The sequence below is a fragment of the Streptococcus sp. 2020WUSS084 genome, assembly GCF_044427445.1.
Classification (GTDB): Bacteria; Bacillota; Bacilli; order Lactobacillales; family Streptococcaceae; genus Streptococcus; species Streptococcus suis.
Genome location: NZ_JAOTGC010000004.1, coordinates 1 through 21,380, shown reverse-complemented (window position 1 = coordinate 21,380; position 21,380 = coordinate 1). Strand labels below are relative to the sequence as shown.

The following is a 21,380-nucleotide window of genomic DNA, read 5'->3' as shown; positions in this document are numbered from 1 at the left end:
CTCTTCGAAAATCAAAATCAGACGTTGTTGACTTGATTTGATGAACTTCAGTTCTATCTGCATCTGCGTCGCCTAGCCTGTTTTTGATTTTCATTGAGTATAAAAAGGCTTAGAATCAATGTAGTAACTGACATGATTCTAAGCCTTTTAGTGTATTACCGTGAATTTGAACTGGTACTTGTTGAGCTAGTGCTTGTACCAGTATTTGGTGTGCTAGTAGTTGTTGTACTACCATGAAGTTCTAGGTAGCTTGGTGCTTTAAATAGGTCAATTGTCGACTTATTGCCGTTTGTACTATACAAACTTGTTGATTGTTTGCCAAGTTTATTCTCTAGTGCAATCTCGGCAGCCAATGAGTCAAGGTAGTTATATTGGCTTGGATCCAAGGCTGACAATCCATTGTCGAAGAACCGGATAAGATCACCAGTTTGAATGGCATCGCTAGTCGCCAGTTGTGCTACAGTAGCTTCTTTAATTGCATCAATTTCTTTCTGAGTTGTCTCATCTGGATTTGTAATTTCAAGACCAGTTTCTGTATAATAGATTTTACCTTCGTAGCTAGTGTATTTTGGTGTAATAAAACTTCCAGCGGTTCGAAGAGCCACAATTTGGCTGTGTTGGCTGGAAAGCAGGTCTTGACCAACTTGGAGATAGTTATCGGATTTGATTCCTAAAAGATGTTCGAGAGTAGGAAGTGCGTCAATCTCACCACCATAGGTATCAAAAATTCCACCGTTGGTCATTCCAGGTACAACAATCATATAAGGGACACGTTGCATCATGGCATTGTCAAAATCTGACCAAGTCTGCGAATCTTTTCCAATCAACGGTGCCAAGTCAGGATTACGTGAATTAGAAATTCCATAGTGATCACCATAGAGAACGATGACGGAGTTTTCGTACAAGCCAGTCGCTTTTAAGTAATCGAAAAATGCCTTTATGGACGCATCGAGATAGTTGGCAGTAGCGAAATAGCCATTAATGGTTTCATCATCTGTATTGGCTAATGGAAAGCCGATTTCATCCCCAATCAAGCTGGTTGTATAGGGGTAATGGTTGGAAACCGTGATAAATTTGGTATAGAAGGGTTGCTGCAAATGTTCAAGATATTGGATAGAGTCGGCGAACATGATTTTATCATTCAGACCGTATTGGAATGAATTTTCAGCAGTGGCTTTAGAGAAGTAGGATTGATCAAAGAAGTAATTGTAGCCCCACTGTTTATAGGTGTTGTTCCTATTCCAGAAACTGGCTGCATTACCGTGGAATACAGCAGATGTATATCCTCCATTTTGAGAGAGAATATATGGTGCAGCTTGTTGGGTATTGCTTCCACCGTATTGGACCATGAAAGAGCCTTGATTGAGGCCAAAAAGAGAGGTTTCAATCATGGTTTCGGCATCAGAGGTCTTACCTGCCTTAACTTGGTTAAAGAAATTGGAAAAGGCGAGAGTAGAGCTAGAATGATACAGAGAATTGAGGAAAGGTGTGACTTCGTGCTCGACACCGTTGACGTTCAACTTATAGTCAATAACAAATTGTTGTAAGCTTTCTAGGTGGAGATAGATAACATTTCGCCCTTTGGCAATACCGAAGTAGTTGTCATTCGGTTGAGCATAATGTTCTGCAATATATTGTTTCACAGGCTCCAAATCTGTAGATTTTGCTCCAGAACGATTCTTGTGGGCATTGTAGGTTTGATTAGCATTGTAACCAAGGAAAGCAGGTAAACCAAGGGCTCTGACGATATAAGTATTAGAAAATCCTCTCGTAAGTAGCTCTGGTCTATCAATTTCTGCTAAAAAGAGGTTGATGGAGAAAAGCATGACTGATAGTGCTGTAATAGCAAAGCTAGATTTTTTATGAAATGTCTTTTTATCCCACCGGAGTAGTTTACGATAGACTAGGATTCCAAAAATGATAAAATCAATAAAATAGACAATATCCCATAGCCTAAATAACTTAAGAGCTGCTTCCCCTAATCCAGCAGATACACTAGAGGTAGCCATTATAGTAGAGATGGAAATATAATCGGAAAATTCTCTATAATAGACTGCATTTGAAAAGAGCCAGGCGGAAAGAATAATGTAAATGATCATCGCTACGCTATAGAAGACTTTTGTATTCTTTATATAAAGCGAGAGACCGAGTAATAAAATCCCGACTGGTAGAGGATTCATAACAGCAATAAAATTTTGGAAAAACCCTTGTGTATCTAAGTTGAAATCAACATAGTAGGCCCAGAGTGTTTTGAGCCAGTAAATGATTAGCAAAATCAAGACGAAACCAAGTCGAGTTTGTCCGCTCTTCTTGACGTAGTCAATTAGTTTTTTCACAATAAAACCTCATGGTCCTTTCTAAAAGTTTAGTTCATTATACCATAATTTTAAAATAAGCCTCAAAGTTTAGAGTTTTTTTGGCATATATGAAGAAACATGTTATAATAATTCTATGAAAATAAAGGTAAACCGTATTGCAGAACAGAAAATAAACAGAGGGATTCAACTCTTGGATAGCGCTGATTTTTCAGGTTTTTCATTTGATGAAGACAGGCTGGCTGTTTTGTATTCAGAGTCTGGAACCTATTTAGGTCAGGCTTATTTGTCCAAACAGAATAAGGGGATAGGCTGGCTGTTTAGTAGAAGCAATCAAGACTTGACCAAGGATTTTTTTGTTAAATTATTCGTGGAGGCTAAACAGAAACGTCAACATTTTTATCAATCTGAGATGACGAACGCTTTTCGTTTATTTAATCAAGATGGAGATAGTTTTGGTGGAATGACGGTTGACTTGTATGATGAATACGCAGTTTTTTCATGGTATAATACCTTTATTTATTCTGTCAAAGAGATTATTGTTGCTGCATTTCAACAGGTATTTCCAGAAGTAAGAGGAGCTTATGAGAAGATTCGTTTTAAAGGTTTGGCCTTTGAGTCTGCTCATCTTTATGGAGAAGAAGCCCCTGAGTATTTCACTGTGTTGGAAAATGGAGTTCACTATCAGGTTTTTATGAATGATGGTCTGATGACGGGAATCTTTTTGGATCAGCATGAGGTACGTGGTTCCTTGGTGGATGGCCTGGCGGCAGGCAAGTCACTTTTGAACATGTTTTCGTATACGGCAGCATTTTCTATTGCTGCTGCCATGGGCGGAGCAGGGGAAACGACTTCTGTTGACTTAGCCAAACGCTCGCGAGAACTTTCTAAAGCTCACTTTAAGGTTAATAGTTTAGAGTTAGATAATCATCACTTTGTGGTAATGGATGTATTTGAATATTTCAAATATGCCAAACGTAAAGGCTTGACTTATGATGTGATTGTCTTGGATCCGCCAAGCTTTGCACGAAATAAGAAACAAACCTTTTCAGTAGCCAAAGATTATCACAAGTTGATTTCTCAATCTTTGGAAATACTAAATACAGGTGGAACTATTATCGCTTCGACCAACGCCGCAAATGTTTCTGTTGAAAAATTTAAGAGGCAGATTGAAAAAGGTTTTGGTGTTAGAAAACACCGTTATGAGGCAAGTTATCGCTTGCCAGTCGATTTTGTAATCAATAAAAATGATGAAAGTAGTAATTACCTAAAGGTCTTTACGATACAGGTAGATAAATGAAAATAGTAGTTCCTATTATGCCTAGAAATCTGGAAGAGGTAGAGGCCATTGATGTAGAACGTCTAGCAGAGGCAGATATTGTTGAATGGCGAGCAGACTACCTTCCGAAAGATGATATTTTAAGAGTAGCACCTGCTATATTTGAAAAATGTAATGGTAAGGAAGTGGTTTTCACTATTCGGACAACACGTGAAGGTGGCCACTTGGATTTGGACGATCAAGAATATGTCAATTTAATCAAAGAAGTTGCAGCGCTTTATCAGCCAGATTACATTGATTTTGAATATTATTCTTATAAGTCGGTTTTTGAGCAGATGTTGGAGTTTCCTAATCTTGTGTTGAGTTATCATAATTTTGAGGAAACACCGTCTAATTATATGGAAATCATGTCTGAACTGACTAGCCTGTCACCAGCTGTTGTTAAAATGGCTGTAATGGCTAAGACAGAGCAGGATGTCCTAGATGTTATGAATTATACTCGTGGTTTTAAATCGCTGAACACCGAGCAGACATTTGCGACAATCGCTATGGGTGAACTAGGGAAGTTAACACGTATTGCAGGTGTGATTACAGGCTCCTGCTGGACTTTTGCCAGCTTAGATGAAACATCTGCACCAGGACAAATGTCTTTAAGCAATACTCGTAAGTTTCTGGAAATTTTGGAGAATTAAGTTATGCGTTATTTAACAGCTGGCGAGTCTCATGGACCACGTCTAACAGCCATTATTGAGGGAGTTCCAGCGGGTCTTCCTTTAACAGCCGAGGATATTAATGAAGAGTTAAAACGGCGCCAAGGTGGATACGGTCGTGGTAGTCGGATGCAGATTGAAACAGATCGCGTAGAGATTACAGCTGGTGTTCGTCACGGTAAGACAACCGGTGCCCCGATTACATTGAATGTGACCAACAAAGACCATCAAAAATGGTTGGATATTATGGCAGTTGAGGATATCGAAGAGAAACTCAAAAGTAAGCGTCGTATCAAACATCCACGACCAGGACATGCTGACCTAGTTGGTGGTATGAAATATCGCTTTGATGATTTGCGTAATTCCTTGGAGCGTTCTAGTGCGCGTGAGACAACTATGCGTGTGGCTGTTGGTGCGGTTGCCAAACGGATTTTGGCTGAGTTGGATATTGAAATTGCTAACCATGTAGTCGTTTTCGGAGGGAAGGAAATTGATGTCCCAGATGGTTTAAGCGTAGCAGAAATCAAAGAGCGTGCAGCCCAGTCAGAAGTATCCATTGTCAACCAAGAGCGTGAAGAAGAAATCAAAGCCTATATTGATCAAATCAAGCGAGATGGAGATACTATTGGCGGAGTGATTGAGACTGTTGTTGGAGGAGTTCCAGCTGGCTTGGGGTCATATGTGCAATGGGATAAAAAGTTAGATGCAAAATTAGCGCAGGCTGTTGTTTCAATCAATGCTTTTAAGGGAGTAGAATTTGGAGTAGGCTTCCAAGCTGGCTATCTCAAAGGGAGCCAAGTCATGGACGAAATTCTCTGGTCCCAAGAAAAAGGATATACACGCCGAACCAATAATCTAGGTGGTTTCGAAGGTGGTATGACCAATGGCGAGGCCCTAATCATTCGTGGTGTTATGAAACCAATTCCGACCCTCTATAATCCATTGATGTCGGTTGACATTGACACTCATGAGCCTTATAAAGCTACTGTGGAGCGTTCAGATCCAACGGCTCTCCCAGCAGCTGGTGTAGTCATGGAATCAGTCGTAGCTACAACTCTAGCGACAGAAATCCTAGAGAAGTTCTCTTCCGATAATATGGAGGAATTGAAAGCTGCAGTAGCCAGTCATCGCGACTATGTCAAAAATTTCTAGGTAATTAATGAAAAAAACGATTTTAATTGTAGGTCTAGGGTTGATTGGAAGTTCACTTGCGCTCTGTATTCGCAAAGACCATCCTGACTATCACCTCATTGGCTTTGATCCTAACGAACAATCATGCCAAATTGCCTTGGGCAAGGGGATGGTTGATGAGGTATCAACAGAAATGGAGGGTGTAGTAAAGCAGGCTGATGTGATTCTTCTTTGTGTTCCAATTCAAGTTTCTTTGCGTTTGATTAAAGAATTTAGTGCCCTTGAATTGAAGGATACGGTCTTGATTACAGATGCAGGTTCAACGAAGTCTGCAATTGTGGTTGCTGCTGAGGAACATTTGGCGCCAAGACAAATTAATTTTATCGGTGGACACCCTATGGCAGGTAGTCATAAATCTGGTGCCAGTGCAGCAGATCTCCATCTATTTGAGAATGCTTACTACATTATGACACCGTGTCAGGCTACCAAGCAGGATGCGGTTCCCCGATTGACAGACTTGTTATCTGGAACGGGGGCACGTTTTGTTCAGATTGATGCGGCAGAACATGACCGTGTGACCAGTCAAATTTCACATTTTCCACACGTATTGGCTTCTAGTTTGATGCATCAAGCTGGTGAGTATGCCCAAGATCATCCCTTTACGAATAATTTTGCAGCTGGAGGATTTAGAGATATGACACGGATTGCGGAAAGTGAGCCGAGCATGTGGACTAACATTTTGCTAACCAATGCAGATTCTATTCTAAATCGAATCGAGGAATTTCAAGCACGTCTCTCAGAAATTTCAGATGTTCTCAGATCTGGCGATCAAAAAGCAATTTGGGACTTTTTTGATAAGGGACGTCAAACTCGTAAAGCCATGGAAATTCACAAGCGTGCAGGTGTTGATTCTTTCTACGATTTATTCCTTAGTGTTCCTGATGAGGAAGATACGATTTTGAAGGTTTTGGAAGTCTTACGGGGTATTTCCATTGTCAATATTCGTATCAATGAAGAGAACCGTGAAGATATACACGGTATTTTACAAATCACGTTTAAAAACAAGGGAAATTTGGAAGACGCTGCGAAACGTTTAAGAGAGCAGACGACTTACAAAATCCATTTAGATTAGGAGAAAAATATGTCAACAAATATCTATGATATAGCAAATGAATTGGAACGTGCAATCCGTAACCTTCCTGAATATAAGGCGGTGGAAGCCGTTAAGGTCTCAGTTGAGGAGAATTCAGAAGCCAAAGAAATATTGGAAAGTTATATTTCTTTCCAAAAAGAAATCCAATCTAAATTGCAGGCTGGTGAAATTCCTACTGAAGCTGACCAAAAGAAAATGTTGGATTTCAACAAGAAAGTTCAGGGAAATCCACTTTTGACGGAATATTTCAGCAAGCAACAACAGTTGGGAACTTATGTAGCTGATTTGGAACGTATCATCTTTAAGCCTCTCAACGAATTGTTGTAATATATTTATATTTGATAGGAGCAGGGTGTTAGGTCATGGATTGACGCCTAGTATACGCTGCTTACGTAGAGTTCTTATCTCCAAGTACAGATTCAGAAACGGTACTTTGGGGAGTAAGAACTCTTTTTTCTACCTTCTCCAGCATCCATTTCTTATAAAGTTATGGTAATTACTTGACATTTTCTAATAGAAGTTCTACAATATATTTAGTATATGGTTATAACCAGTTTGATAAATATATATATCAACAAAGGAGATAATATGACAGTATTTATAAAAGCAAAATCTATTATTTTACCAGAGAGTGAGGTCGAATCAGCCTATTTGGAAATTACTGACAAGGGTCAGTTTGGACGGATTGTGACTGAAAAGCCTGAAGGGGAGATTGTTGATTATTCTGACTTTCATTTAGCACCAGGGCTAGTTGATACACATATCCACGGCTACGCTTCTCACGATGTTATGGACAATGATTTTGAAGGGATCAAGGTAATTTCAGAAGGTCTCTTGTCTTGTGGGGTAACCTCTTGGCTTCCAACGACCTTAACGGATACGACTGAAAATTTAGATGCAGTTTGTGAAACGATTGGGACCTATGCAGGGCAGGAAACAGGCGCCAAGATTCAAGGTATTTTCTTAGAAGGTCCCTTCTTTACAGAAAAATACAAGGGAGCACAAAATCCTAAGTACATGAGCGATCCATCCATTGAAAAGTTGGACAACTGGCACAGCTTATCTAAAGGTTTAGTCAATAAAATTGCTATTGCTCCAGAACGTGAAGGCGTCAAAGAATTCATCGAGTTTGCTAACAGCAAGGCAATTCATACTGCCTTGGCTCACAGCGATGCGACCTATGCGCAAGCGGAAGCGGCAGTAGAAGCTGGTGCCAATATCTTCGTCCATGTTTACAATGGGATGAGTGGGCTTCATCACCGTGAACCAGGTATGGTCGGGGCTGCTTTGAATTTAAAAAATGTCTATGCGGAAATGATTTGTGATGGACACCATGTTCATCCAGCTGCGGCAGAAATCGTGGTCAAAGCACGTGGAGCAGAGGAAACTGTTTTGATTACGGACTGTATGCGAGCTGGCGGTATGGGGGAAGGGGAGTCCCGCCTCGGTGAATTTGAAGTTGTTGTAAAAGATGGAACTGCTCGTTTAAAAGAAAGTGGTAGTTTGGCAGGTTCCATCTTAGAATTGATCGAAGCAGTGCAGAATGTTGTGAAATGGGGCTTGGTGTCCCTACCTGATGCCCTTCGTATGGCTTCTCTGGCACCAGCTCGCTCTGTCAATATTGACCATATTTGCGGTCGGATTGCAGAAGGTCGAGCTGCAGACTTTATCGTCGTAGATGATGCAGGACGCTTACAAGCGACCTATCTAGATGGCGTGAAACGATTTGGTTAATAAAATTCCTTAGGAGGAAACTAATGACAAAATTACAACTTTCTCAGGCTAAATTCAATCACATGACCCGCTTGTCAAACAGCAATCAGGTGATTGCTGCCTTGGCGATTGACCAACGGGGGGCTTTGAAACGCTTGCTTGCTGCTGCAGCAGGTGGTGGCGAATTTGGAGATGACATTTTGATTGACTTCAAGAAAGTCATCTCAAGTGATTTGACCCCTTATGCAAGCTCTATCCTCTTGGATGCTGAGTATGGTGTTCCAGCTTCAGAATTGCGTCATGCAGATTGTGGCTTCATTGCTGGTTATGAAAAAACAGGTTACGATGCGTCCACACCAGGTCGTTTGCCAGACCTTTTGCCAAACTGGTCAGCCAAACGCATCAAGGAATTGGGTGCAGATGCCGTAAAAATCTTGCTTTACTATGATGTAGATGACAAGCCAGAAATCAACGACATTAAGCATGCCTGGGTAGAACGTATTGGTAGTGAGTGTATCGCAGAAGATATTCCTTACTTTGTCGAAATCTTGACTTACGATGCCAGCGATATGGATGTGACTTCTCGTGAATACGCAGCCCTCAAACCACACAAGGTCAATGGCGCTATGCGTGAATTTAGCAAGTCACGTTATAATGCCGACGTGCTCAAGGTTGAAGTGCCTGTCAATATGAACTTTGTAGAAGGTTACACGGATGAAGAGCCAGTCTACACAGTTGAGGAAGCCAAGGCCTTCTTCAAGGAACAAACAGACAGTACCCACTTGCCATTCATCTATTTGAGTGCAGGTGTGTCTGCTAAACTCTTCCAAGAAACACTTGTCTTTGCCAAAGAAGCAGGTTCAAGCTTTAATGGTGTCCTTTGTGGTCGGGCGACTTGGAAGGATGCAGTAGCCATCTTTGCAAGCGAGGGTGAAGAAGCAGCCAAAGCTTGGTTGGCAGATCAAGGTCGCCGCAACGTTGAAGAACTCAACGAGGTTCTAGCAACTACAGCATGTCCTTGGACTGAAAAAGTTGAAGTAAAATAATTGTTTTAGTAGGGTCTGGGCTTAGGTTCAGACTTTTTTGTGACATCAAATATAGTCATTTATACCCTTCGAAAATCAAAATCAGTCGTTGTTGACTTGATGTTGCACTCCGCTCTTATATCTCCCGCCTTAACAGTCCATTTACTCTGCAAGCAATCCCAGAAACAAGAAAGCATTGTGTTATAGCTGCGGCTGTTGACAGATCGTTTTATAGCTAATAATATAGGGGTTTATTTTTAGAAAAGTTCGAAAAAATTTGAAAAATCTGAAAATTTACGCAATTTCCTATTGACAAATAATTTGAAAACAGTTATGATAGTTACAAATAATTGAGAAAGGGAAACAGAGATGTTACAAATGTGTCAAAATCATTCAGCTAATCATACTTATTTCTACGGCTATTTTAGATAGTGTTTGTAGACATGGTAAACATGGATGCAAACACGGGAACGTAAAGTTTGTATCTATGTGGCTGTAGCTATTTTGACATGTGCCCATAGATGATACATCTAGATGGCACGGATAATTCATTCTGTTTTCCTATACAGATGAAATATAAGGACCGTTTAGAGTGTAGTCTAAGCGGTCCTTTCTTGTTTGCAATTATATTTATAAAAGGAGAATAATCATGGGATTTAAAAAAATTATACTTAGTTCAGTGGCACTTTTGTCAGCAGTAACGCTTGTTGCATGCAGTTCCAATTCGTCAGATTCAAGTTCGGTCAATGTTGGTATTATTCAATATGCTGAACATGAAGCATTGACCTCAGCTCGTGAAGGCTTTGTAGAGGCACTCGAAGAAGCAGGCTACAAGGAAGGTGAAAATCTGACGATTGATTTGCAAAATGCCCAAGGTGATCAAGCAAACTTACAGACAATGGTTGAGAAATTGGCAGGAAAAAATGATCTTAACTTTGCCATCGCAACACCGGCAGCCCAAGCCATGCTTAATGCAGATAGTGAAACATCAAGTGTATTCACAGCTGTCACAGATCCAGTTGAAGCAGGTTTGGTTGAATCATTGGAAAAACCAGGTGGGACCATGACGGGATCGACTGATGCAACTGATGTGGAAGGTCAAATCGAGATGTTGCTCAAAGTTGTACCAACTGCGAAGACTGTCGGTATTTTCTACAATTCTAGCGAGGTAAACTCAGAAGTTCAAGCTGAGCAGGCTAAAAAAGCACTCGAAGCAAAAGGTGTAAAGGTAGAAGTGACAACAGTTACGACTACAAACGATGTTCAGCAAGCTATTACTTCACTTGCAGGAAAAGTCGATGCTATCTATCTTCCAACTGATAACACAGTTGCCTCTACAGCTTCAACAATCGGTGATATTTTAAAAGAAGCAAAAGTTCCAGCTATGGGAAGTGACGCGGCAGTTATTGACGCAGCTCTATTTACCTACGGTGTCGACTACCATGCTATCGGTGTTCAAGCTGGTGAATTGGCCGTGAAGATTTTGAAGGGTGAAAAGCCAGCTGACTTAGCAGTTGCAAAACCAAATACAGCGGCTATTACCGTCAATGAAGAAATGGCTAAAGCTGTTGGTATTGATGCAGCAAATATAAAAGCATTAGAAGAGTAAAATATTTAGGAGAAGAAACGTTTATGTATTATAAGCTAGTAAAAAAATTGGCAACTATTTCAGTAGCAAGTATGGGTTTGCTAACACTTGCAGCTTGTTCCTCATCATCAGAACAAGCTTCCTCAGATGTGGTCAAAGTTGGAGTTCTCCAATATATGGAGCATGAATCATTGACAGCTGCCCGTGAAGGTTTTGTGGCGGAATTAGAAGCAAATGGCTATAAAGAGGGTGAAAAATTGGTTTTGGATTATCAAAATGCCCAAGGCGATCAAGCTAACCTTCAAACCATTTCAGAACAATTAATCGATGGAAATGATATTGTCTTGGCAATCGCTACGCCGTCTGCCCAGAGTTTAGCGACTGTGTCTACTGAAACGCCGATTGTCTTTACTGCGGTTACAGATCCCTTGTCAGCTGACTTGGTAGAATCCATTGAAAAACCAGGTGGACTTTTGACAGGTACTTCTGATCAAGCTCCAATTGACAAACAGGTTGAGTTGCTAGGACAAGCTGTTCCTGATGCTAAGACAGTTGGTATTTTGTACACTACTAGCGAACGTAATTCAGAAGTCCAGGTAGAGCAAGCTAAGGAATTGCTAGAAAAAGCAGGTTATAAGGTAGTGGTAAAAGGAATCACTTCGACTAATGAAGTGCAAGATGCGACAACAAGTTTGATGAAGGATGTAGATGCTCTCTTTATTCCAACAGACAATACTGTCGCTTCAACCATGACCATGATCGGTGAATTATCTGTGGAGCATAAGGTTCCAGTAATCGGTGGTTCAACGGACATGGTGGATGAAGGAGGTCTTTTGACTTACGGTACCAGCTATGAAGCTTTAGGTCGTCAAACTGCAAAAATGGCTATTAAGATTATCGAAGGAGCCAATGTGTCAGAAACAGCGGTAGAATACCCGGAGACTGTCAGTCTTCACGTTAATGAAGAAATGGCTAAGAAATTAGGTATCGATACTTCTAAGCTTGCTGTATCTGAATAAGATCGGTAAGATAGAACCTAGTATTGACTACGAATTTAGAAAAAGGAGAAAATCGTGGATATTATTTTATCAAGTATCTCGCAAGGCTTGCTTTGGTCAGTTATGGCGATTGGTGTTTACTTGACGTTTCGTATTTTAGATATTGCTGATATGACAGCTGAGGGGTCTTATCCGCTTGGAGCTGCTGTTTGTGCGACAGGGATTGTGAACGGAGTGAATCCCTTACTGGCAACCTTTATGGCTATGGTAGCTGGTATGGGTGCAGGCTTGATTTCTGGTTTACTTCATACAAAACTAAAAATTCCAGCCCTTTTGACCGGTATTGTAACCTTGACAGGTCTCTACTCTATCAACTTGAAAATCTTAGGCAAAGCCAACGTAGCCCTGCTCAAACAAGAAACACTGGTGACCCAATTGCAGGATTTCGGTTTGACAAAAACAAATGCTGTTTTGGTCATTGGTCTGGTCTTTGTACTAGCAGTTGTAGGCCTATTGACGCTCTTGCTCAATACACAAATTGGTCTAGCTATTCGTTCAACAGGGGATAACATTCCAATGAGTGAGGCCAATGGTATCAATGTAGACAATATGAAAATCTACGGCTATATGTTGTCGAATGGTCTAATTGCCCTTTGTGGTGCTCTTCTTACTCAGAATAATGGCTATGCAGATCTCAATTCAGGTACTGGTACCATTGTTATCGGTCTAGCATCTGTCATTATTGCAGAAGTTATCTTGCGTAACTTACGCCTGGGTTGGAGACTCCTATCGGTTGTTCTCGGTGCAGTTGTTTACCGTTTGATTATCTTAGCGATTTTGGAAATTCCAGGTATGGATGCAGACCTTGTTAAACTCTTCTCAGCTATCCTTCTGGCAACCGTTCTCTATGTGCCAGAATTGCAGAAGAAATTGAATATTCGTCGTCCAAAATTGAATGGAAATGCTTAGGAGGAAGTCATGTCTACAATTTTATCAATTCAAAATATTCATAAAACCTTCGAAGCTGGAACAGTTAATGAGAACCATGTCCTTCGTGGGTTGAACTTAGATGTAAAAGAGGGTGATTTTATCTCCATTATCGGTGGTAATGGTGCTGGTAAATCAACTTTCATGAACTCACTTGCAGGTGCCTTGACGGTTGATTCGGGCGATATTTTGCTTGAAGGTAAATCCATTAAGCATGTCTCAGCTGCCAAACGTTCTAAGGACATCAGCCGTGTCTTCCAAGATCCTAAGATGGGAACAGCTTCCCGCTTGACCATTGAAGAAAACATGGCTATTGCCTATCGTCGTGGATTGTCACGTGGTCTTGGTTGGGGTGTGAAAGACAGCGAACGTGCAATCTTCAAAGAAGCTTTAAAAGAACTTGGTTTGGGCTTGGAAGAGCGTATGAAAGTGGATACGCAATTTCTTTCAGGTGGTCAACGTCAGGCCTTGACATTGATGATGGCTTCGCTTGTCAAACCAAAAGTTCTGCTCTTGGACGAACACACTGCAGCCCTTGATCCCAAAACTAGCGATATGGTCATGGAATTGACTAAGAAGATTGTCGAGAGTCACCAGTTGACAGCTCTGATGATTACGCATAATATGGAAAACGCCATTGAATATGGTAATCGTTTGGTCATGTTGCACCGTGGTCAGATTGTTGTTGATGTAGAAGGAGAAGAGAAGAAGAACTTGACCGTTCAAAACTTGATGGACCTTTTCTACAAAAACAGTGGTGAAAAGCTAACTGACGATGAGATGATTTTATAAAAAAATAAGACTACTGATTTCATGCAAGTCAGTAGTCATTTTTCTTATATCGCCATTTAGTTGACTTTTATTACTTCGACGTAAGAGGAAACTTTCCAAATTCAAACACTCTACTGGATTGTTTGAACTCGCCTTGCCTGATTTTGCAAAAGCGACTTACTCCGCTCTTTTATCTCCCACCTTGCACAGTCCATTAACTGTGCAAGCAATCTGGGGGATACGAATAGTCCAGTGGACTATTCGTACCTGAGCCTGAAAACAAAAAAGCGAAGTACATCAGCTGGTCACCTAGAAACAAGAAAGCATTGAGTTATGCCTGCGACGGTTGATGCGAACCTTGTTCGCTCTATTTCCAACCTCCAACTATCTACCAGATAGTTGGAGCGAGTACTAAAAGTAAACTAAGAGACTATACTTGTAGAAATTCTAGCATTTCTTCCATTGGAATTTGATGGATGGCAGCCTGTCCCAATTGAGGGACGATGACGAGTTTGATGGTCTTGCCACGTGCTTTTTTATCGTGAGTTAGGGCGGCGTATAATTCATCTTCATTCCAAGGTTGGTGTGTAGTCGGCAAGCCGAATTTTTCACACATGGCGATAATCTTTTCTGTCATACCAGCTGGCATCAGTCCTTTTTTCTCAGCTGCGCGTGAGATTTGTACCATACCGATAGCAACAGCTTCACCGTGCATGACCTGGCCGTAGCCAGCGGTCGCTTCAATAGCATGTCCAATCGTGTGACCGAAGTTGAGGTAGAGTCTGACACCGTTGTCTAATTCATCTTCGACAACAATCTTGCGTTTGACTTCACAGGAGTGGTAGACGATATAGTCAGCATGCTCCAGAATGCTCTCGACAGAGCCGTCTAATTGGTCTAGGGTTTCCCAGAGATCCACATCATCTATTAAGCCATATTTGACAACCTCGCCCATTCCTTCAATCAATTCTCGTTTGCCGAGTGTTTTTAGGGTATCAGGGTCGATGAGAACGCCGTCTGGTTGGCAGAAGGTCCCCACCATATTTTTGGCAAATGGGGTGTTCACGCCAGTTTTTCCCCCGATAGAAGAATCAACTTGGGCAGTTAGGCTGGTTGGGATTTGTAGGAAATGGATACCACGCATATAGGTAGAAGCGACAAAACCTGCCAAATCACCAACGACTCCCCCGCCGAGAGCAATGATTCCATCACTTCGTGTCATACCATTTTTTACGAGAAATTCGTAGGCCTGATTGACGGTATCAAGATTTTTTGAGGCTTCACCTTCTGGAAATTCAAAGACAATGGTTTCAAAACCAGCTTGTTCTAAGCTTGACTGAACTGTTTCACGGTAGAGTGAGCCAACGTGGTCATCTGTAATAATGGCGATTTTCTGAGGTTTCCAAAGTTCTTTGACCCATGTACCTGTCTGTGATAAACTTCCTCTTTGGATAAGGATGTCGTAGGGAGTGTTGGGAAGATTGACGGTCAGTTTCATCAGATTTCCTCTCTATTTGATGTCGTATTTCTGGACTAATTGGGCCCAAATCAAGTCAGTCGGCATTTCCTTACCAGTCCAGGCTTGGAAGGCTTCAGCTGCTTGAAAGAGGAGCATGCCCAAACCATTGATAGTTGGGTTGCCTTGTGACTGGGCATGCTTCATTAAAGGTGTTTCGAATGGTTGATAGATCACATCTGCAACCAAAAGATTTTCAGGAAAGCGAATGGTAGAAGGAACAGGTTGAGAATACCCATCCATGCCTACACTGGTTCCGTTGACTAGTAAGTCGGAGTTGGTAATATGTTCCTGTAGTAATTGGCTATCTTCAAGCGCTAGAACCTTCATGGGAACTCCAGTTGCTTGAGCAATAGGTGTAAGACTCGCCTGTGTTCTTTCCAAGCTTTGTTGACGGCAGAAAATGGTAATTTCCTTTGCACCATCCAATGCAGCCTGAGCTATGATAGCAGTAGAAGCACCACCACCACCTAGAATGGTCAGTCGCTTGTTGCGTACTTGGAATCCTCTTAGTTTTTCTAAACTTTTGAAGAATCCAATGCCATCGGTATTATGACCGATTAGTAAGCCGTTCTGATGAATGACAGTATTGACAGTGCCAATCAGGCGTGCAGAGGCTGTTAAATCATCTAGATAAGGAATGACAGCTTGTTTATAGGGCATGGAAAGATTGATGCCAAACATATCGTAGCGTTTGATATTTTCAAGAGTAGCAGCCAAATCCTCTTCTGGAATTTCCAAAGCGACATAGACACCGTTTACACCTGTTTCCTTAAAAGCCAGATTATGAATGAAGGGGGAAATGGAGTGTTTGATTGGCTTTGCAACAACGGCAGCAAGACGAGTGTAACCATCAATGTTCATAGCTTACCTCCAAATTATTTATCCTATAAAAAATTAAGGAAAGAATTAGACAGTTTGATGGATTTCACGAATTAGAGCTTCCGTTTTTTCCCAACCCAAGCAAGGATCGGTAATGGATTTGCCGAATACCTCAGGGCTATCTTGACGGCCGTCTTCCAAGTAGGATTCAATCATGAAACCACGGACATATTTGCGAATGGCTTCATTCCAATCACGGTTGATGAGGGTCTGACGGACGATACGGATTTGTTCCAGGTAATTTTTACCAGAATTGTCGTGGTTGGTATCAATTACGATAAATGGATTTTTAAGACCAAATTGTTCATACTGTTTGATGGTTTTCAAGAGAATATCATAGTAGTAGTTTGGTTCATAACCGCCCTTTTCAGTATTGGCACCACGAAGGATAGCATGAGCTAGAGGGTTGCCATCTGTATCAACTTCTGCGTCGCGGTAAATAAAGTTCTGTTTGTTTTGTGCGGCGTAGATACCATTGAACATAACGGTCAAATTACCAGAAGTTGGGTTTTTCATACCAGTTGGCATATCGACACCTGATGCAACAAATCTGTGTTCTTGGTCTTCAACCGAACGTGCTCCGATAGCATGGTAGGACACCAAGTCTTCCACAAGAGGGTAGTTGGCAGAGTAGAGCATTTCATCAGCAGTTGTGAGTCCGGTCTCAGTAATGACACGGTAATGCAAATTACGAACGGCTGCAATTCCGTTAATGAGGTCTGGTAATTTAGAAGTATCTGGCTGATGAACCAGTCCTTTATAGCCTTCCCCATTGGTACGTGGTTTAGCTGTGTAAACCCGCATGACCATGAAGATTTTATCTTTGACTTCCTCTTGAAGCTTAGAGAGACGACGTGCATACTCTAGAACGGCCTCTTCATTATCTGATGAGCAAGGGCCGATAACCAAGAGTAGACGGTCATCTTCGCCTCGGATAATTCTTTTCAGTTCTTCATCGCGCTGATTTTTTGCAGCTAGAAATTCTCCTTCTAACTTGGAAAGTTCCTTTACTTTATCGATGTCTAAACTGGTGCTACGTTTGTGAATTCCCATAATATCTTCCTATCTGTTGTAAATTTCTCGGATGAGTTCTTGTGTTTTTTTCCAGCCTAAGCAAGGGTCTGTGATGGATTTTCCATAGACATCTGGATTGTCTTGGCGACCGTCTTCAATGTAGGATTCAATCATAAATCCGCGAACGTAGTTACGAATGGATTCGTTCCAGTCACGGTTGATTAAGGTTTGACGGACGATACGGATTTGTTCCAAATAATTTTTCCCAGAATTGTCATGGTTGGTATCGATAATAATAAATGGATTTTTCAAGCCAAATTGGTCATAGAGCTCAATGGTTTCTAGAAGATTGTCATAGTAATAGTTTGGTAGGTATTTACCATTTTCATTGACTGCGCCACGAAGAATAACGTGAGCAAGTGGATTGCCAGATGTTTCAACTTCAGTATTGTTGAAGAGGAAGGATTGCTTCTTCTGAGCAGCAAAAAGACCGTTGAACATGACTTTGAGGTTACCAGATGTTGGATTTTTCAAGCCTGTTGGAACATCGATGCCTGACGCTACAAAGCGGTGCTGCTGATTTTCAACCGAACGAGCTCCGATAGCGATGTAGGAAACCAAGTCATCAACCAAAGGCAGGTTTTCAGGATAGAGCATCTCGTCAGCAGTAGTTAAACCTGTTTCCGTAATGACACGATAGTGGAGGTTACGAACTGCTTTGATTCCGTTGATGAGGCTTGGTGCAGCATCTGTATCTGGTTGGTGTATGAGTCCTTTATAACCATCACCATTGGTACGTGGCTTGGCAGTATAGACGCGCATGACCATGAAAATTTTATCTTTGACTTCTTCTTGGAGCTTGGCCAAGCGGTGAGCATAATCTAAGACAGCCTCTTCATTGTCAGATGAACATGGTCCAATCACTAGGAGAAGACGATCATCTTCTCCTTTTAAGATGGCTTCAAGTTCACGGTCACGAGCTTGTTTTTTAGCAAGTGTTTCAGGAGAAAGTTTAGAGTGCTCTCGGACTTGATTGATGTCAATTTTTTCGCTGATTGGTGTAAACAATAGATCTCCCTCTTTCATTTATAGATTCCTCAATTATACCATTATTTTTAAGAATTTAAAATCAATATCTATGATTTTATGTAAAATTTACAGTAAATTCTGAATATTTTATATAAAGGAAATTTAAGAAATTTTGCTTACAATAGGTTAACGATTTTTGCCTCATACACTTTGGATAAAAATGTAATGGAGAGAAACGGAGAAGATATAAATTTATCAAAAAAGTTTGTTTATGTCCTTGAAAAATCTTCCCAAAAGGAACGATAGTCCTTGAGTGTGGGAAGATGCTTGAAGATAATGGCTATGAGATAAAAATCTTATTCATTTATTGAAAAGACAAGAACCATAATTTGGATAAAGGTGAAGCCGAGGATAAAGGGGAGGGCATCCCACGAAATAACAGCAAGCATTTCATCAATAACGACAGTTGGTCTGGTAAAGATGTCCCATGAATTCAGTCTTGCATATCGTCCGATATGAATGGCAAAGCTGGATAGTAGGGAAAGACCACTAATCATAAACAGTTTTAGCCAGTAGGATTTGATAGAAAAAGCAGAGAAAATAAGTCGTACACTTTCAACGCCAGCCATGACCCCAAAGAAAATACTTGGGACATAAAGCATAAATAGAATCATGCTTTCTCGTTGCCATAGTACTGTGTTGGCAAAGTGCATATGGACGATGTCTGTCACCATGTAAAAAGTATTGGGGTAGAAAAAGAGCCAGAGGAGACCTGCTATCACTTTGAGGATATGGTACTTTGTATGATTGGTAAGGATTGCAAAATCAAGTGCTACCAATGCCAAGAACATATTCCATGTCAAGTCAGGTGCTGTGACACCGTACCGTTTTAGTCCGACTGCTATAATGAGGAAAAAGAGATGAGTAAGAATATTTTTCTTTGTAAACATAGATGACCTCTTTCTGTTTGAGTTGTATCATAGTATAGCATAGATAGAGGAAGAATTGTAGTTAGAACCATTTTGTGATTTAGCTGAAAATATGATAAAATAGGATGTTGTCAATAACAGGGTTTCATTTGCTCTGAATTTGAAAGGAAAAAAGCATGACAAAAACACCGTTTTATATCACCACACCGATTTATTATCCGTCTGGAAAACTTCATATCGGTTCAGCTTATACGACCATTGCCTGCGATGTCTTGGCTCGTTACAAACGCCTTATGGGGCATGAAGTCTACTATCTAACAGGGCTTGATGAGCACGGGCAGAAGATTGAGGAGAAGGCAAAAGAGGCTGGTTTGACACCGCAAGCCTACGTTGACGGTATGGCGGTTGGCGTCAAGGAGCTCTGGAGCTTGCTAGACATCTCTTACGACAAGTTCATCCGCACGACTGATGATTACCACGAGGAAGTGGTGGCGGCTGTTTTTGAAAAATTGCTGGCACAGGACGATATTTACTTGGGAGAGTATTCTGGTTGGTACTCCGTATCGGACGAGGAATTTTTCACCGAGAGCCAATTAGAAGAGGTCTTCCGAGATGAAAACGGCAAGGTAACAGGTGGTATCGCTCCGAGCGGTCACGAGGTTGCCTGGGTATCAGAAGAATCCTATTTCCTCCGCCTCAGCAAGTATCAGGATAAATTGGTCGAGTTTTTCAATGCTCATCCAGACTTTATCCAGCCAGACGGCCGCCTCAATGAAATCATGAAAAACTTCATCGAGCCAGGCTTGGAAGATTTAGCAGTATCCCGTACATCATTTACTTGGGGAGTACCTGTTCCGTCCAATCCTAAACACGTTGTTTACGTATGGATTGATGCCCTACTCAACTACGCAACTGCCTTGGGTTATGGTCAGGAAGAAACAGCCAACTATGACAAGTTCTGGAATGGCACAGTTTACCACATGGTTGGTAAGGACATTCTTCGCTTCCACTCCATTTACTGGCCAATCATGCTCATGATGTTGGATATGAAGTTGCCAGATCGCTTGGTTGCTCACGGCTGGTTTGTCATGAAAGACGGCAAGATGTCCAAGTCTAAGGGTAATGTGGTCTACCCAGAAATGTTGGTCGAGCGTTTCGGCTTGGATCCGCTCCGTTACTACCTCATGCGTAGCCTGCCAGTTGGCTCTGACGGAACCTTTACACCAGAAGACTATGTTGGTCGTATTAACTATGAATTGGCTAATGACCTTGGAAACTTGCTCAACCGTACGGTTGCTATGATTAACAAGTATTTCGGTGGTCAGGTGCCAACCTTTGTTGCTGACGTGACTGATTTTGATGCAGACTTGGCGGCAGTAGTAGCGGACAACTTGGCAAGCTACCACAAGTATATGGAAGCTGTTGACTACCCACGCGCCTTGGAAGCTGTTTGGAATATCATCTCCCGTACCAATAAGTACATCGATGAAACAGCTCCGTGGGTCTTGGCAAAAGAAGAAGCTGACCGCGACAAGTTGGCAGCGGTTATGGCTCATTTGACAGCAGGTCTTCGTGTGGTGGCGCACCTCATTCAACCATTTATGATGACTACGTCTAATGCCATTATGGAACAGCTTGGTTTGGGTACTGCATTTGACCTTGAAAACCTTGACTTTGCAGGTCTTCCAGCTGGTTTGACAGTGGTCGCAAAAGGCACGCCTATCTTCCCACGACTCGATATGGAAGAGGAAATCGCCTATATCCAAGCCCAAATGGGTAGTAGCTCTGCGATTTTCCAAGAGGAAGAAAAAGAGTGGAACCCGGCTGACGTTGAACTCAAAAATGAGAAAGCTGCAATCAAGTTCGAGGACTTCGACAAGGTGGAAATCCGCGTGGCCGAAGTCAAAGAAGTAGCCAAGGTGGAGGGCTCTGACAAGTTGCTCAAGTTCCGTCTGGACGCAGGTGACGGTCAGGACCGCCAAATCCTGTCAGGTATCGCCAAATACTATCCAAATGAGCAGGAGTTGGTCGGTAAGAAAGTCCAAATCGTTGCCAACCTCAAGCCACGTAAGATGATGGGCTTGCTCAGCCAGGGCATGATCCTCTCAGCCGAACATGGTGATAATTTAACACTCTTAACAGTAGACCCATCAGTGCCAAACGGCAGTCAGATTGGGTAAGAAAGAACATTGAAAATGCACACCCTAACCAACTGATATACTCCCCTTATAGTGGACAGTGAAAAAACAAAAATTTTCACTAGAAACTATAAAGGGAGTTTTATTATGTCCAAAAGAAGTCCAAAGTCTGTCTCTGAGAAACTAGAAATTGTTCTACTCT

At 41.6% G+C, this 21,380-nt stretch carries 18 protein-coding genes; 12 read left to right on the top strand and 6 right to left on the bottom strand.

All coding sequences use genetic code 11. The features are described from left to right. Positions 1–155: 155 nt before the first annotated feature. On the bottom strand, positions 156–2,336 hold the full coding sequence (locus ODU50_RS03355) for an LTA synthase family protein (RefSeq protein WP_105153193.1): 2,181 nt from the start codon (positions 2,334–2,336) through the stop codon (positions 156–158). Between the two features lie 115 nt (positions 2,337–2,451). On the opposite strand from ODU50_RS03355, the gene ODU50_RS03350 reads away from it, so the two are divergent. From ODU50_RS03350 to ODU50_RS03300, 11 genes are all read left to right on the top strand, one after another. Continuing rightward, positions 2,452–3,615 carry a class I SAM-dependent rRNA methyltransferase gene (locus tag ODU50_RS03350; RefSeq protein ID WP_398581315.1) on the top strand — a complete coding sequence of 388 codons (1,164 nt, stop codon included), beginning with the start codon at positions 2,452–2,454 and terminating at the stop codon, positions 3,613–3,615. Further along, positions 3,612–4,286, top strand: coding sequence for a type I 3-dehydroquinate dehydratase (aroD, locus tag ODU50_RS03345; protein ID WP_105153191.1), 675 nt, complete (start codon positions 3,612–3,614; stop codon positions 4,284–4,286). The genes ODU50_RS03350 and aroD overlap by 4 nt, the downstream gene beginning before the upstream one ends. A gap of 3 nt (positions 4,287–4,289) precedes the next feature. Then, entirely contained in the window at positions 4,290–5,456 is a 1,167-nt protein-coding gene (gene aroC, locus ODU50_RS03340; protein WP_105153190.1) for a chorismate synthase, read from the top strand. A 7-nt stretch (positions 5,457–5,463) separates the two neighbouring features. Next, entirely contained in the window at positions 5,464–6,567 is a 1,104-nt protein-coding gene (locus ODU50_RS03335; RefSeq protein ID WP_398581314.1) for a prephenate dehydrogenase, read from the top strand. A gap of 9 nt (positions 6,568–6,576) precedes the next feature. Next, positions 6,577–6,915 (top strand): YlbF/YmcA family competence regulator, encoded by a 339-nt coding sequence (locus tag ODU50_RS03330; RefSeq protein WP_029180450.1) that lies wholly within the window; start codon positions 6,577–6,579, stop codon positions 6,913–6,915. 261 nt (positions 6,916–7,176) lie between these two features. Further along, positions 7,177–8,322: an N-acetylglucosamine-6-phosphate deacetylase gene (nagA, locus tag ODU50_RS03325; RefSeq protein WP_024395469.1), complete on the top strand. Its 1,146-nt coding sequence runs from the start codon at positions 7,177–7,179 to the stop codon at positions 8,320–8,322. Between the two features lie 23 nt (positions 8,323–8,345). Beyond that, on the top strand, positions 8,346–9,347 hold the full coding sequence (gene lacD / locus ODU50_RS03320) for a tagatose-bisphosphate aldolase (protein ID WP_105153188.1): 1,002 nt from the start codon (positions 8,346–8,348) through the stop codon (positions 9,345–9,347). 628 nt (positions 9,348–9,975) lie between these two features. Then, on the top strand, positions 9,976–10,935 hold the full coding sequence (locus tag ODU50_RS03315; RefSeq protein ID WP_398581313.1) for an ABC transporter substrate-binding protein: 960 nt from the start codon (positions 9,976–9,978) through the stop codon (positions 10,933–10,935). A gap of 23 nt (positions 10,936–10,958) precedes the next feature. Then, a complete protein-coding gene (locus ODU50_RS03310; protein WP_105153187.1) occupies positions 10,959–11,933 on the top strand; it encodes an ABC transporter substrate-binding protein in 975 nt (324 codons plus the stop codon). A 54-nt stretch (positions 11,934–11,987) separates the two neighbouring features. Next, complete coding sequence (locus ODU50_RS03305) at positions 11,988–12,881, top strand: ABC transporter permease (RefSeq protein WP_002940642.1); 894 nt, start codon at positions 11,988–11,990, stop codon at positions 12,879–12,881. 9 nt (positions 12,882–12,890) lie between these two features. Continuing rightward, positions 12,891–13,691 carry an ABC transporter ATP-binding protein gene (locus ODU50_RS03300; protein WP_044763604.1) on the top strand — a complete coding sequence of 267 codons (801 nt, stop codon included), beginning with the start codon at positions 12,891–12,893 and terminating at the stop codon, positions 13,689–13,691. Positions 13,692–14,100: 409 nt separating this feature from the next. Here the strand turns inward: ODU50_RS03300 and aroB are convergent, their stop codons facing one another. The 5 genes from aroB to ODU50_RS03275 form a co-directional block, all read right to left on the bottom strand. After that, a complete protein-coding gene (gene aroB, locus ODU50_RS03295) occupies positions 14,101–15,168 on the bottom strand; it encodes a 3-dehydroquinate synthase (protein WP_105153186.1) in 1,068 nt (355 codons plus the stop codon). A 12-nt stretch (positions 15,169–15,180) separates the two neighbouring features. Continuing rightward, positions 15,181–16,050 (bottom strand): shikimate dehydrogenase, encoded by an 870-nt coding sequence (locus tag ODU50_RS03290; protein WP_105153185.1) that lies wholly within the window; start codon positions 16,048–16,050, stop codon positions 15,181–15,183. A gap of 45 nt (positions 16,051–16,095) precedes the next feature. After that, entirely contained in the window at positions 16,096–17,121 is a 1,026-nt protein-coding gene (locus tag ODU50_RS03285; protein WP_012027207.1) for a 3-deoxy-7-phosphoheptulonate synthase, read from the bottom strand. 9 nt (positions 17,122–17,130) lie between these two features. Continuing rightward, the gene (locus ODU50_RS03280; protein WP_105153184.1) at positions 17,131–18,168 is read right to left on the bottom strand and encodes a 3-deoxy-7-phosphoheptulonate synthase; all 1,038 of its coding nucleotides are present in this window, start codon (positions 18,166–18,168) and stop codon (positions 17,131–17,133) included. A 299-nt stretch (positions 18,169–18,467) separates the two neighbouring features. Further along, complete coding sequence (locus ODU50_RS03275) at positions 18,468–19,061, bottom strand: DUF1361 domain-containing protein (protein WP_105153183.1); 594 nt, start codon at positions 19,059–19,061, stop codon at positions 18,468–18,470. A 155-nt stretch (positions 19,062–19,216) separates the two neighbouring features. Here ODU50_RS03275 and metG point away from each other — a divergent pair, with 155 nt between their 5' ends. Then, positions 19,217–21,220: a methionine--tRNA ligase gene (metG, locus tag ODU50_RS03270; RefSeq protein ID WP_105153182.1), complete on the top strand. Its 2,004-nt coding sequence runs from the start codon at positions 19,217–19,219 to the stop codon at positions 21,218–21,220. Positions 21,221–21,380: the final 160 nt, after the last annotated feature.